Genomic DNA, 13258 nt, shown 5'->3' on the forward strand with positions numbered 1-13258 from the left:
GCTGACAAAAAAGTCCTAGTAACCGTTGATCAGAAAATCGAGTGCATCCCGCAATGAAGCACTGTTGTCAGTGAGATCGGCAACACGTTCACCTAACTCTTTTGAAGATATGCCTGACAGCATATGCATCATGACAACGCAGGGCTTACCCGCGATTTCAACGACAGGGCACACTTTCGCAGGCGGACGAATGCCGCCCAGCAGGCTTAATTCAACGGCGGGAGCGACAAGTACATGTTTCATCACATTAGCAACAGGGTGCTGCATATTAATAAGCCATGGATAGGCTTTTCTCCCATTGCCTTCATTCTCATAAGCAAAATATTGCTCCATCAGAACGACCTCTGAAAATCACTAAAGGAGCCGTTTTCATCAACCCACTGGTTGATGGCCTCTATAGACGCTTTATTTTCTGCTAACCACTCTGCGCGCTGATGCGCACGAAACTGCTCCTGTAGAGCGGTCGTGAGTACAGCAGAGAGATTGAGTTTAAGCCGTCGCGCTTCTTCAAGAATTTCAGGTGCTAACGAAACATTGACCGATTTTTTAATACCATGGGTAGTGCGCATGAGAACCCCCATTGGAATGCGCATGAATTGGCGAAGTGTAGCGTAATAAACGAGCATTTTCTATTCCCTTCAAAATATAAGGTCTGAAGAGTAAATTGCTCTTTATAAAGCGTCACGCCTCGCAAATGGGTTTTGCGAGGCGCTTTCAGGGATTAATACTCATCCCGCTCGTCATCTTCATCCGGCTGTTCCATCACGCTGTACGCCACCGCACAGAACAATGAGTTAAGGCGTTTCATATCCCCCAGTAGCCCCAGGTGCAGGGAGCTGGTTTCGATACTCTGCACGTTCTGCTGGTGCAGACGTTCAACGTGGGCGTGCGAGTAGCGGCGGTTGAGGATACGGAAGCGATGCTTGTTGCGGCGCAGACGGCGTGCGCTCGGCACATCGCTTGAGAAGAAGACCAGCATCGCCAGCTTCAGGTTGCTCAGAAGTTGTTCGTGCAGGGCTTCCAGCTCCTTCAGCCCTTCGACGGAGAACGCGCGGCGGGCGGCCAGAGATTTGTCAGCAATTTCACTGCCCATCCGTTCCACAATATCCGAAGCCTGCTCAAGGTTAAGCGACATCTCTATGATTTCCGCCCAGCGGCGGGACTCCTCTTCCGCCAGTTCATCCTGCGGGATGCGCGCCAGATAGAGCTTGATAGCGGTATAGAGCACGTTGATATCATCCGCCAGCCGGCGCAGCTCTTTCTCTTCCCGCGGCTCGCCGTGCATCACCTTTTGCAGGCCTTCGAGCATGGTTTCCATGGCATCACCCATGCGCAGAGTCTCGCGGGCGGCATTGGCCAGCGCCAGTGCAGGAGTATCCAGCGCGGAGGTATCCAGATGCTTCGGTTTCAGGCGCGCATCCAGCTCCGGTTCATCGCGTAAAAGCCGTTCGCAGAAGCGCGCCATTGGTTCGGCAAACGGCACCATCGCCAGGCAGCGCACCAGGTTGTAGAAGACGTGGAAGTAGATCACCAGTTCTGCCTTCGGCAGAGAGAGGTTGTCCATCAGGTTCGCCAGTGGGTGCACAAACGGCAGAATAATCAGGCTGCCCACCAGCTTAAACAGCAGACTGCCGAGCGCCACGCGGCGCGCGGCAGCATTGGCAGCGCTGTTATTGAGCATCGCCAGCAGGCCCGAGCCGAGGTTAGCCCCGATCACCAGACACAGTGCGACCGGGAAGGAGATCGCCCCTGCGGCGGTGAGCGTGGCCGTCAGCAGCACCGCCGCCAGGCTGGAGTAACTGACGATGGCAAACACCGCGCCGATGAGCGCATCCAGCATAATATCGCCGGTTAACGAGGCGAAGATAACCTGCACGCCGTTGGCTTCGGTAATGGGCGTGACCGCCTGCACAATCAGCTCCAGCGCCAGCAGAATCAGCCCGAGGCCAATCCCCACGCGTCCAAGCTGACCAGCGCGCGTCTGCTTACGTCCAAGGAAAAAGATGACCCCGATAAATATCAGCAGCGGCGACAGCCAGGAGAGATCGAAAGTCAGGATACGTGCCATCAGCGCGGTACCCACGTCAGCGCCCAGCACAATAACCAGTGCAGGGGCCAGCGCCACCAGATCCTGAGCGACAAACGATGTCACGAGCAATGTGGTCGCATTACTGCTCTGAACCAGCGCCGTTACGCCAATGCCCGCGCAGAAGGCGAGCGGTTTCTTCTCCACGCTGCTGCTGAGAACGGTACGTAAACGTGCGCCAAACACGCGCATCACGCCGGTACGGACAATATGGGTGCCCCAGACCAGCAGTGCGACTGCCGAGAGCAGATGTAACAGGGTCAGCACGGAAGGTTATCCTCCTTATCGTTATTCATTTTCCTTAGGTCAGTATAAGGGTTTAAACGTAAGAAAGAGACAGGGCGCTCAATGAGCGCCCTGTTAGTTGTAAGGAAAAGTGACGTCAGTCGGCGTCGTAGCCGAGATTCGGCGCTAACCAACGCTCCACTTCAGAGACGCTCATGCCTTTACGCAGTGCATAATCTTCAATCTGATCGCGCTGCAGCTGCGCCACGGCAAAGTATTTGCTGTCCGGATGGCTGAAGTACCAGCCGGATACCGATGCCCCAGGCCACATCGCGTAAGATTCGGTCAGTTTCATTCCGGTATGGGCCTCAACGTCCAGCAGCTGCCAGATGGTGCCCTTTTCGGTATGTTCCGGACAGGCCGGGTAGCCGGGTGCCGGGCGGATCCCCTGGTAGTTTTCGCGGATCAGCTCCTCATTGCTGAGATTTTCATTCGCCGCGTAGCCCCAGTAAACCTTGCGTACGCGCTCATGCAGATACTCTGCGAACGCTTCCGCCAGACGATCGGCAATCGCTTTGACCATGATTTTGTTGTAATCATCGTGCTGCGCTTCAAAGGCGTCCGCCAGGGCGTCCTCTTCCAGACCTCCGGTCACGGCGAAGGCACCGATGTAGTCGGCTTTACCACTCAGCTTCGGCGCAACAAAATCGGCCAGACAGTAGTTGGCAAACCCGACCTTTTCGGTTTGCTGGCGCAGGTGATGGCTTACGGTCAGCACGTGAGTGCGCGTCTCATCGCGATAAATTTCGATGTCGTCGCCCACGCGGTTAGCCGGGAATAGCCCCACCACGCCGCGCGGGTTAAGGGCTTTCTCGGCGCTGAGTTTGTCGAGCATGTCGTTAGCGTCTTTAAACAGGCGCTTCGCCTCTTCGCCGACAACCTCATCTTCCAGGATGCGCGGATATTTGCCCGCCAGCGACCAGGTCATAAAGAATGGTGTCCAGTCGATGTAGTTGCGCAGCGTTTCGATGCTGGCGGTCACCTCCTGCACGCCCAGACGATGGGCAACCGGCGGCGTATAGCTCGCCCAGTCAAACGCCAGATCGTTATCGCGCGCCGCCTGAAGCGTCACCGGTGGGGTGCGCGGTTTCTTGCGGGCATGCTGAATGCGGACGGTTTCGTACTCTTTGCGGGTCCGGGCCACAAAGTCATCGCGCTGGGTGTCGGAGAGCAGCGCTGAGACCACGCCCACGGTGCGCGAGGCGTTCTGAACATAGACCGTCGGGCCGCTGTAGTTCTGCTCAATCTTCACCGCAGTATGCGCTTTTGAGGTGGTCGCCCCGCCAATCAGCAGCGGAATGGTGAAGCCCTGACGCTCCATCTCTTTCGCCACGTTAAGCATCTCGTCGAGCGACGGGGTAATCAGCCCCGAAAGGCCAATCAGGTCAGCATTGACTTCGCGCGCGGTCCTGAGGATTTTATCCGCCGGCACCATGACACCAAGGTCAATAATCTCGTAGTTATTGCACTGCAGCACCACACCGACGATGTTCTTTCCGATGTCATGCACATCGCCCTTCACGGTGGCGATAACCATTTTACCGTTGCTGGAGCCCTGCTCTTTGCTGGCTTCGATGAACGGCTCCAGATACGCCACGGCCTGCTTCATCACGCGCGCGGACTTGACCACCTGCGGCAGGAACATCTTGCCCTCGCCGAACAGATCGCCCACCACGTTCATGCCGTCCATCAGCGGCCCTTCGATAACCTCGATGGGCCGGGCGGCCTGCTGGCGCGCCTCTTCGGTATCCTGCTCGATAAATTCGGTGATGCCTTTTACCAGCGAATATTCCAGCCGCTTCTTGACATCCCAGCTACGCCACTCGGCCTGCTGGACGTTGGCAGCGTCGTCCGATTTGCTGCCGCGGTATTTTTCTGCCAGATCGAGCAGCCGCTCGGTGGCGTCGTCACGGCGGTTGAGGATCACATCTTCCACCGCGTCGCGCAGTTCTGCGGGCAGATCGTCATAAATCGCCAGCTGTCCGGCGTTGACGATCCCCATATCCATCCCGTTGCGGATGGCGTAGTAGAGGAATACGGCGTGGATCGCTTCACGTACCGGGTCGTTGCCGCGGAACGAGAACGACACGTTCGAGACACCGCCGGAGATCAGCGCATGCGGCAGCTCACGTTTGATGTCTTCACACGCGCCGATAAAGTCCTGGGCGTAGTTATTGTGCTCTTCAATCCCGGTGGCGACGGCGAAGATGTTCGGGTCAAAGATGATGTCTTCCGGCGGGAAGCCTACCTCTTCGGTCAGGATCTTGTACGCACGGCGGCAAATCTCAATTTTGCGCTCGCGGGTGTCCGCCTGGCCCACTTCATCAAAGGCCATCACCACCACGGCCGCGCCGTAGCGGCGCACCATCTTCGCGTGGTGAATAAAGATATCGACCCCTTCTTTCATTGAGATGGAGTTGACGATACCTTTGCCCTGAATGCACTTCAGCCCTTTTTCGATTACTTCCCATTTGGAGGAGTCAATCATGATCGGCACGCGAGCGATATCCGGCTCGCCGGCGATCAGGTTGAGGAAACGTACCATCGCCGCCTCGGCGTCGAGCATCCCCTCATCCATGTTGATGTCGATGATCTGCGCGCCGCTTTCTACCTGCTGGCGGGCAACGTCCAGCGCTTCACTGTACTTCTCTTCTTTGATCAGGCGTTTGAATTTAGCGGAACCGGTGACGTTGGTACGTTCCCCAACGTTCACAAACAGGCTGTCATCGCCGATAGTCAACGGCTCAAGGCCGGAGAGACGGCAGGCAACCGGCAGCTCGGGCAGTTTACGCGGCGGCAGACCGGCCACGGCATTGCTCATGGCGGCGATGTGCTCTGGTGTGGTGCCGCAGCAGCCGCCAACGATATTCAGGAAACCGGATTCGGCCCATTCGCGGATCTGCGCCGCCATGGTGTCTGCATCCAGATCATATTCGCCAAAGGCGTTTGGCAGACCGGCGTTCGGGTGTGCGGTGACGTAGCATTCCGCAATACGTGACAGTTCCTGCACATACTGGCGCAGCTCATCCGGACCCAGCGCACAGTTCAGGCCGAAGGAGAGCGCTTCCGCGTGGCGCAAAGAGTTATAAAACGCTTCGGTGGTCTGCCCGGACAAGGTACGGCCAGAGGCATCGGTAATGGTGCCGGAAATCATAATTGGCAGCTCGACGCCCAGCGCCTCGAACTCCTCTTTCACCGCGTAAATCGCGGCTTTGGCATTGAGGGTATCGAAAACCGTTTCAATCAGGATCAGGTCGGAACCGCCTTCCACCAGCGCTTTGGTTGATTCACGGTAGGCTGCCACCAGCTGGTCAAAGGTGATGTTACGAAACGCCGGGTCGTTTACGTCCGGTGAAATAGAGGCGGTGCGGTTGGTTGGGCCCAGCACCCCGGCAACGTAGCGCGGTTTCTCCGGCGTGCGCGCCGTCCACGCGTCGGCACAGGCGCGGGCGAGCTTCGCCGCCTCATAGTTTATCTCCGCCGACAGGGATTCCATCTGGTAATCCGCCATGGCGATGGTTGTCGAGTTGAAGGTGTTGGTTTCAACGATATCCGCACCCGCTTCGAAGTAGGCGTTGTGGATATCCGCAATCACCTGCGGTTTGCTTAATACCAGCAGGTCATTGTTACCTTTGAGATCGCATGGCCAGTCCGCAAAACGTTCGCCACGGAAATCGTCTTCACTGAGGCGATAGCTCTGGATCATGGTGCCCATGCCGCCGTCCAGCACCAGAATTCGTTCATTTAACTGCGCACGCAGTTGCTCTACTTTGCTGCTCACACTTGCTCCCGACAACGCTCAACCAGGCCAAAAGGCTGCGGTTCATACTGGCACAATCTTGCAGGGTGGAAAAGTCACACGGCGGTAACATGAGACATGTTCACTATCACTCATCCGATCAGTCAGGATAACGGTTGCAAAATCACCAAATAAAACGAAAATGATTTCCACGATACAGAAAAAGGAGATCGTCATGGTCACGACCGTTCCCGCGAAACGCGGCAGAAAACCTGCTGCCACCCCCGCCGCACAACAGGGTGGACAGGTTCAATCGCTTACACGCGGTTTGAAGCTGCTGGAATGGATAGCCGAGTCGCACAGCAGCGTGGCCCTGACGGAGCTGGCCCAACAGGCTGGTTTGCCGAACTCCACTACGCACCGGCTACTGACTACCATGCAACAGCTTGGCTTTGTGCGTCAGGTTGGCGAGCTGGGACACTGGGCAGTCGGCGCCCATGCGTTCATCGTCGGCAGCAGCTTCCTGCAAAGCCGCAACCTGCTGGCGATTGTGCACCCTATCCTGCGCAAATTAATGGAAGAGTCGGGCGAGACCGTGAATCTGGCCGTGCTCGACCAGAGCGATCATCAGGCGATCATCATTGACCAGGTACAGTGTACCCAGCTGATGCGTATGTCAGCCCCCATTGGCGGTAAGCTGCCTATGCACGCGTCTGGCGCGGGGAAAGCCTTTCTGTCGCAGCTGAGCGAGGAACAGGTGACGGGGCTGCTGCACCGTAAAGGGCTGCACGCCTATACCCACGCCACGCTGGTTTCACCGGTGCATCTGAAAGAAGATCTGGCGTTGACCCGTAAGCGCGGCTATTCGTTTGACGACGAGGAGCACGCCCTGGGCCTGCGCTGCATTGCGGCCTGTATCTTTGACGAGCATCGCGAACCGTTTGCCGCTATCTCCATCTCGGGGCCGATTTCCCGTATGACCGACGATCGCGTCACCGAGCTGGGTGCGCTGGTGATTAAGGCGGCGAAAGAGGTCACCCTGGCGTATGGTGGGATTCGCTAGGATTGAGTGCGATCTGTTGCCCTCACCCCGGCCCTCTCCCACAGGGAGAGGGAGAAAACCGGATGCAAAACCGCTGCTTACGACGGTAGGCGTACACATCTTCCACATGCCCGTTTTTGATCCGCGTTTGCAGCCCGCGCCAGTAGCTGGCACGAAACAGATCGGCATGCATCTCTTCAAACAATGGCCCAATACGCGGGTCGGCGCACAGCCAGTGGCGAAACTCCTCGGGAAAGACATCGCCCGGTGAGACGCTGTACCACGGCTCGCCGGAGAGTTCATCTTCCGGGTAACGGGGCGGCGGGATATCGCGGAAATTAACCTCGGTCATGTAGCAAATTTCATCGTAATCATAGAACACTACCCGCCCGTGTCGGGTCACGCCGAAGTTTTTAAACAGCATGTCGCCAGGGAAGATATTGGCGGCGGCAAGCTGACGAATCGCGTTGCCGTACTCTTCAATGGCATCTTTTAAAGCCTGACCGTCGGCCTGTTCCAGCCAGATATTCAGCGGCACCATACGGCGCTCGATATACAGATGGCTAATCGCTATTTTGTCGCCCAAATCGGTGATTTTTGCTGGTGCTTCCTGCAGTAACAGGGCCATTAAAGCCGGATCGATCTGCCGCTTATCCAGCACAAAATTTTCAAACTCCTGCGTATCCGCCATACGTCCGACGCGATCGTGTTCTTTCACCAGCTGATAGCAGGCACGAACATGCGCTGCGGTCATCTCTTTCTGCGGCGCGAATGTATCTTTGATGACTTTAAACACCCGGTCAAATCCCGGCAGCGTAAAGACCAGCATCACCATGCCGCGAATGCCGGGCGCTTCGATAAATTGCTCATCGGCGGTGGTGACATAACGCAAATACTCCCGGTAGCTTTCCGTTTTGGCATGCTTTTGACAGCCAATCGCCATATACAGCTCGGCGGTGGTTTTGCCCGGCAGGATCTCGCGCAGCCACTCCACCAGGGCGGCAGGCAGCGGAGCGTAGACCATAAAATAGGAGCGGGCGAAGCCAAACACAATGCTGGCCTCAGCGCTGGTGGTCAGGCAGGTATCGACAAACAGTTCGCCGTCATCGGTACGGTGTATGGGCAGCAGAAACGGCACGGTGGCGGAGGGCGTCACCAGCTTGCCCACCAGCCATGCGGCTTTATTGCGGTAGAAAAGCTCGTTGGCGACCTGCAAATGGCAGTGGCTGAGAGCCTCTTCGCCAAAGGATTCGTGGAGATGGGCGATGATAAAGCCAATATCGCGGGCTTTATCCTCCCACGGCAAACGCAGCGGTAAATCTGTTAACACGCGGTGCAGGAGCTTCTCCCAGCCGTGGTCGGGGAAAAAATCCTTCGCCAGCGGGCGCGGAATGGTGCGAAAACGGCGCTCCGGCTGGGAGCTAAAAATAAATAACCGCTCAGGAGATAATGAGCGGTGGTCAAATAACCGGCAATACACGGAGTTGAAAAAGCTCTCCGCAATCTCGAAGCGCGGGTAGTCTGGCAACAAATGGGTGTAGTGCTCCTTAACGCGCAGTAAAAATGCCGCGTCAGGGTTTTTACCGTCGGTAATGCAGCGCAATTGTTCCACCACCAGACCCACGTGATGATCGTAGAGGTGAATACGCTGCTTCATGGCCTGCTGGACCGCATGCCAGTCGGCGTGCTCAAAGCGCTGCTGCGCGCCGGAGGTGACTTCCAGAAAACGACCATACTGAGCATCGAAGCCCTGCAAAATAGTCTGTGCAATCAGTAATTCCAGACCACGCGACATAGATTCCCCCTCACCCCAACCCTCTCCCCAGAGGGGAGAGGGGGAAAAGATTAGAACTGCGCTTCTTCTGTTGACCCCGTTAAGGCGGTGACGGAAGAGGCGCCGCCCTGAATAATCGTGGTCACATTATCAAAGTAACCGGTTCCCACCTCCTGCTGATGAGAAACAAAGGTATAGCCCTCTTTACCCGCGGCAAACTCCGGCTGCTGCACTTTCTCAACATAGTGCTTCATGCCTTCGCCCTGCGCGTAGGCGTGCGCCAGGTCGAACATGTTGAACCACATGCTGTGGATCCCCGCCAGGGTGATGAACTGATACTTGTAGCCCATCTCTGACAGCTGCTGCTGGAAGCTGGCGATGGTTTTATCGTCCAGATTCTTCTGCCAGTTGAAGGACGGCGAGCAGTTATAGGCCAGCAGTTTGCCCGGGTATTTGGCGTGGATAGCATCGGCAAAGCGTTTTGCCAGCGCCAGGTCCGGCGTGGAGGTTTCGCACCAGACCAGATCCGCGTACGGTGCATACGCCAGGCCACGGCTGATGGCCTGCTCAATGCCAGCATGGGTACGATAGAATCCTTCGCTGGTGCGCTCGCCGGTAATGAACTCGCTGTCGTATGGATCGCAGTCAGAGGTGATCAGGTCAGCCGCGTCCGCATCGGTACGGGCAATCACCAGCGTCGGCACGCCGAGCACGTCAGCGGCAAGACGCGCAGCGACCAGTTTCTGAATCGCTTCCTGGGTCGGGACCAGCACTTTGCCGCCCATGTGTCCGCATTTCTTCACCGAGGCCAGCTGATCTTCGAAGTGTACGGCCGCTGCACCGGCCTCAATCATCGATTTCATCAGCTCAAAGGCGTTCAGCACGCCGCCGAAACCGGCTTCTGCATCCGCGACGATCGGCAGGAAGTAGTCAATAAAGCGCGGATCGTTTGGCTCAATACCTGCCGCCCACTGGATCTGATCCGCACGGCGGAAGGTGTTGTTGATCCGATCCACCACCGACGGCACCGAGTTTGCCGGATAGAGCGACTGATCCGGATACATGCTGGAGGCCAGGTTGGCATCCGCCGCGACCTGCCAGCCGGAAAGATAAATGGCTTCGATACCGGCCTTCGCCTGCTGCAACGCCTGACCGCCGGTCAGTGCACCGAGGCTGTTGATGTAGCCCTTTTTGGAGCCGCCATGCAGCAGATGCCACATCTTCGCCGCGCCATTTTGCGCCAGCGTGCATTCCGGATTGACCGAGCCACGCAGTTTCACCACTTCCTCAGCGCTGTATGGGCGACGGATACCTTCCCAGCGCGGCTGTGTCCACTCTTTCTTCAGTTCTTCGATTTGTTGGGTACGGGTTTTCATGTGCAGATGCTCCATATTGTTATGTGGTGGATTTACGCAAGCAGGCGGTAGCCTGGCAGGGTGAGGAAGTCGATTAAGTCATCTGAGGTTGTGATTTGCTCCATCAGGCGGGCGGCATCATCAAAACGTCCGCTGCTGAAGCGGTGTTCGCCCAGCTCGTCCTGAATGACGCGCATCTCTTCGGCCAGCATCTGGCGGAACAGGGATTTGGTCACCGGCTTGCCGTTGCTGAGCGTTTTCTGATGGTGGATCCACTGCCAGATAGAGGTACGGGAGATTTCTGCCGTCGCCGCGTCTTCCATAAGACCGTAGATGGGCACACAGCCGTTACCGGAGATCCACGCTTCGATGTACTGCACGGCAACGCGGATATTGGCACGCATGCCCTCTTCCGTGCGTTCACCCGAGCACGGCGCCAGAAGTTGCTCTTCTGCAATTGGGGCATCGTCATCACGGGTGACAAACAGCTGGTTTTTGTTGTCACCGAGTACGTGGTTAAAGACTTCCATTGCCGTATCGGCCAGGCCCGGATGGGCGATCCACGTGCCGTCGTGACCGTTACGCGCTTCAAGCTCCTTGTCAGCTTTCACCTTGTTGAGCACCTGATTGTTACGCTCAGCGTCTTTGCTCGGAATAAAGGCCGCCATGCCGCCCATCGCAAAGGCACCGCGCTTGTGGCAGGTTTTAATCAGCAGGCGCGAGTAGGCGCTGAGGAACGGTTTATCCATGGTGACAACCTGGCGATCCGGCAGTACGCGATCGGGGTGGTTTTTCAACGTTTTGATATAGCTGAAGATGTAGTCCCAGCGTCCGCAGTTCAGACCCACAATGTGATCGCGCAGAGCGTGCAGGATTTCATGCATCTGGAATACGGCAGGCAGCGTTTCAATCAGCAGGGTGGCTTTAATGGTGCCACGCGGCAGGTTGAAGCGATCTTCCGCGTAGCTGAACACCTCACTCCACCAGGCCGCTTCCTGCCAGGCCTGGGTCTTCGGCAGGTAGAAATAGGGGCCACTGCCTTTTGCCAGCAGGTTTTTGTGGTTGTGGAAGAAATAGAGGGCAAAATCAAACAGGCTGCCCGGAATCGCTTCTCCGCGCCACGTGACGTGTTTTTCCGGCAGGTGCAGGCCGCGTACGCGGCAGATCAGAACCGCCGGATTGGGTTTCAGCTGATAAATTTTACCGGCTTCGTTGGTATAGCTGATGGTGCCATTAACGGCATCGCGCAGGTTGATCTGCCCGTCGATCACTTTACGCCAGTCCGGGGCCAGGGAGTCCTCAAAATCCGCCATAAAGACTTTGACGTTGGCGTTCATGGCGTTGATCACCATTTTGCGCTCTACCGGGCCAGTGATCTCAACGCGGCGATCCTGCAAATCTTCAGGGATGCCGCGGATTTTCCAGTCGCCGCGTCGAATGGAAGCGGTTTCCGAAATAAACCCAGGCAGCTTGCCATTATCAATTTCCTGCTGTTGATGAATGCGTGCAGCCAGCAGCTTATTGCGCTGCGGCGTAAAGCGGGTCACCAGTTCAGTCAGAAATTCAACCGCCTCAGCCGTCAAAATTTGCTGTTCTTGCTCGCCATACGGCTGGGTAAAGGCCAGTTCATCGACCGTCGTTGCCTGTTGAGTCATCACTCTGCTCCTCATCAAAGATCCAAATTCACATCCCCAATGCGAACGAAAGATCGTTGTGTAGTTTTCGCTCAGCAGAATTAAGACTATCTCTATTTTTTCCAAAATCAAAAACAATTTCCATTTTAAATTCAATTTAACTTCAACCTATTGATTAATATGTGTTTAAAGTTTTAATGTATGTTGAGTTGAATTTCGGAAATAAAAAAGGCACCCGAAGGTGCCTGATGTGAATAGCTGAAACGCTTTAGGATCGTTTTATGCAGAAGATTACTCCAGCGTCGGATTCATGTGACGCAGATCGTATGGCGTTATCTGGTAGACGTAATAGTTGAGCCAGTTGGTAAACAGCAAATTCCCGTGACTGCGCCAGGTGGCTCGCGGTTTGTTCTGGGGATCGTTTTTCGGGAAGTAGTTATACGGCACATCCGGATTGAGACCCGCTTCGACATCACGGAAATACTCTGCCGCGAGGGTGTGTGGATCGTATTCAGGATGCCCGGTTACAAAGGCAATACGCTTATCTTTGCTGGCAAACAGGTAAGCATCGCCATCTTCTGTTTCGGCCAGGATCTCCAGATCGGTGTAGTCGCGAATCAGCTGCGCCGGGAAATCGGCGTAGCGCGAATGCGGGGCCAGGAACGAATCATCAAACCCGCGTGTCAGCAAGGCATGAGGGTGAAGAATGTGGTGTTCGTATACGCCGGAAAGTTTTTCGGTACGGGTTTGTTTGGGGATGCCGTAGAGGATATTCAGCGCAGCTTGTACTGCCCAACAGACAAACAGCGTGGACGTGACGTGATCTTTTGCCCACTCCAGTACCTGTTTGATCTGCGGCCAGTAGGCGACATCATTAAATTCTACCAGGCCCAGCGGCGCACCAGTGACAATCAGTCCGTCGAAGTTTTCCTCGCGGATATCGTCGAAGTTACAGTAGAAGTTATTCAGATGCTCAGAAGGCGTGTTACGCGACTCACGGGCATCGATCCGCAGCAGCTGAATATCCACCTGGAGCGGAGAGTTCGAAAGCAGGCGCAGGAACTGATTCTCTGTTTCGATCTTTTTCGGCATCAGATTAAGAATGAGCACCTTCAGGGGGCGAATTTCCTGACCTGTCGCGCGTGAAGTGGTCATCACAAAGACGTTTTCTTCACGTAAGAAATTGACGGCTGGTAGCTCGTCCTGCACCCGAATCGGCATAACCTTGTATCCTCACAGCATACGTATAAACGTTTAGACATCCAGACAGCCAACGATACCCAGAATTGGCGTGAATGTCGAGTCTGCAAGCTAAAGGTGAGAAAGTTTCAAGGAGAGGGAGA

Annotated in this window: 9 protein-coding genes; 1 reads left to right on the plus strand and 8 read right to left on the minus strand. The window is 55.9% G+C overall.

The window, feature by feature from the left end:
* Positions 1 to 15: 15 nt before the first annotated feature.
* The 4 genes from VF709_RS19000 to metH all read right to left on the minus strand — a co-directional run bounded on the left by VF709_RS19000 (position 16) and on the right by metH (position 6152).
* A complete protein-coding gene (locus tag VF709_RS19000) occupies positions 16 to 333 on the minus strand; it encodes a CcdB family protein (protein ID WP_023621410.1) in 318 nt (105 codons plus the stop codon).
* The gene (locus VF709_RS19005) at positions 333 to 626 is read right to left on the minus strand and encodes a type II toxin-antitoxin system CcdA family antitoxin (RefSeq protein WP_020686614.1); all 294 of its coding nucleotides are present in this window, start codon (positions 624 to 626) and stop codon (positions 333 to 335) included. The genes VF709_RS19000 and VF709_RS19005 overlap by 1 nt, the downstream gene beginning before the upstream one ends.
* 95 nt (positions 627 to 721) lie before the next feature.
* Complete coding sequence (locus tag VF709_RS19010; RefSeq protein ID WP_038418444.1) at positions 722 to 2353, minus strand: Na/Pi cotransporter family protein; 1632 nt, start codon at positions 2351 to 2353, stop codon at positions 722 to 724.
* A gap of 115 nt (positions 2354 to 2468) precedes the next feature.
* The gene (gene metH / locus VF709_RS19015; protein WP_149896868.1) at positions 2469 to 6152 is read right to left on the minus strand and encodes a methionine synthase; all 3684 of its coding nucleotides are present in this window, start codon (positions 6150 to 6152) and stop codon (positions 2469 to 2471) included.
* Between the two features lie 193 nt (positions 6153 to 6345).
* On the opposite strand from metH, the gene iclR reads away from it, so the two are divergent.
* Positions 6346 to 7173, plus strand: coding sequence for a glyoxylate bypass operon transcriptional repressor IclR (gene iclR, locus VF709_RS19020; protein ID WP_013095025.1), 828 nt, complete (start codon positions 6346 to 6348; stop codon positions 7171 to 7173).
* 22 nt (positions 7174 to 7195) lie between these two features.
* Here the strand turns inward: iclR and aceK are convergent, their stop codons facing one another.
* The 4 genes from aceK to metA all read right to left on the minus strand — a co-directional run bounded on the left by aceK (position 7196) and on the right by metA (position 13136).
* Entirely contained in the window at positions 7196 to 8947 is a 1752-nt protein-coding gene (gene aceK / locus VF709_RS19025; protein ID WP_440232175.1) for a bifunctional isocitrate dehydrogenase kinase/phosphatase, read from the minus strand.
* Positions 8948 to 8997: 50 nt separating this feature from the next.
* Positions 8998 to 10302 carry an isocitrate lyase gene (gene aceA / locus VF709_RS19030; RefSeq protein WP_023621409.1) on the minus strand — a complete coding sequence of 435 codons (1305 nt, stop codon included), beginning with the start codon at positions 10300 to 10302 and terminating at the stop codon, positions 8998 to 9000.
* A 32-nt stretch (positions 10303 to 10334) separates the two neighbouring features.
* Positions 10335 to 11936 carry a malate synthase A gene (gene aceB / locus VF709_RS19035; RefSeq protein WP_013095022.1) on the minus strand — a complete coding sequence of 534 codons (1602 nt, stop codon included), beginning with the start codon at positions 11934 to 11936 and terminating at the stop codon, positions 10335 to 10337.
* A gap of 270 nt (positions 11937 to 12206) precedes the next feature.
* Positions 12207 to 13136, minus strand: a complete 930-nt coding sequence (gene metA, locus VF709_RS19040; protein WP_013095021.1) for a homoserine O-acetyltransferase MetA — start codon at positions 13134 to 13136, stop codon at positions 12207 to 12209.
* Between the last annotated feature and the right edge of the window lie 122 nt (positions 13137 to 13258).

The sequence above is a fragment of the Enterobacter sp. Lyrl_3 genome (genome assembly GCF_051948675.1).
Lineage (GTDB): Bacteria > Pseudomonadota > Gammaproteobacteria > Enterobacterales > Enterobacteriaceae > Enterobacter > Enterobacter cloacae.

Bases quoted from the DNA above. Each gene is read 5' to 3' on its own strand.
- VF709_RS19000 (WP_023621410.1), bottom strand. From the start codon at position 333: ATGGAGCAATATTTTGCTTATGAGAATGAAGGCAATGGGAGAAAAGCC.
- VF709_RS19005 (WP_020686614.1), bottom strand. From the start codon at position 626: ATGCTCGTTTATTACGCTACACTTCGCCAATTCATGCGCATTCCAATG.
- aceK (WP_440232175.1), bottom strand. From the start codon at position 8,947: ATGTCGCGTGGTCTGGAATTACTGATTGCACAGACTATTTTGCAGGGC.
- metA (WP_013095021.1), bottom strand. From the start codon at position 13,136: ATGCCGATTCGGGTGCAGGACGAGCTACCAGCCGTCAATTTCTTACGT.
- aceA (WP_023621409.1), bottom strand. From the start codon at position 10,302: ATGAAAACCCGTACCCAACAAATCGAAGAACTGAAGAAAGAGTGGACA.
- iclR (WP_013095025.1), top strand. From the start codon at position 6,346: ATGGTCACGACCGTTCCCGCGAAACGCGGCAGAAAACCTGCTGCCACC.
- aceB (WP_013095022.1), bottom strand. From the start codon at position 11,936: ATGACTCAACAGGCAACGACGGTCGATGAACTGGCCTTTACCCAGCCG.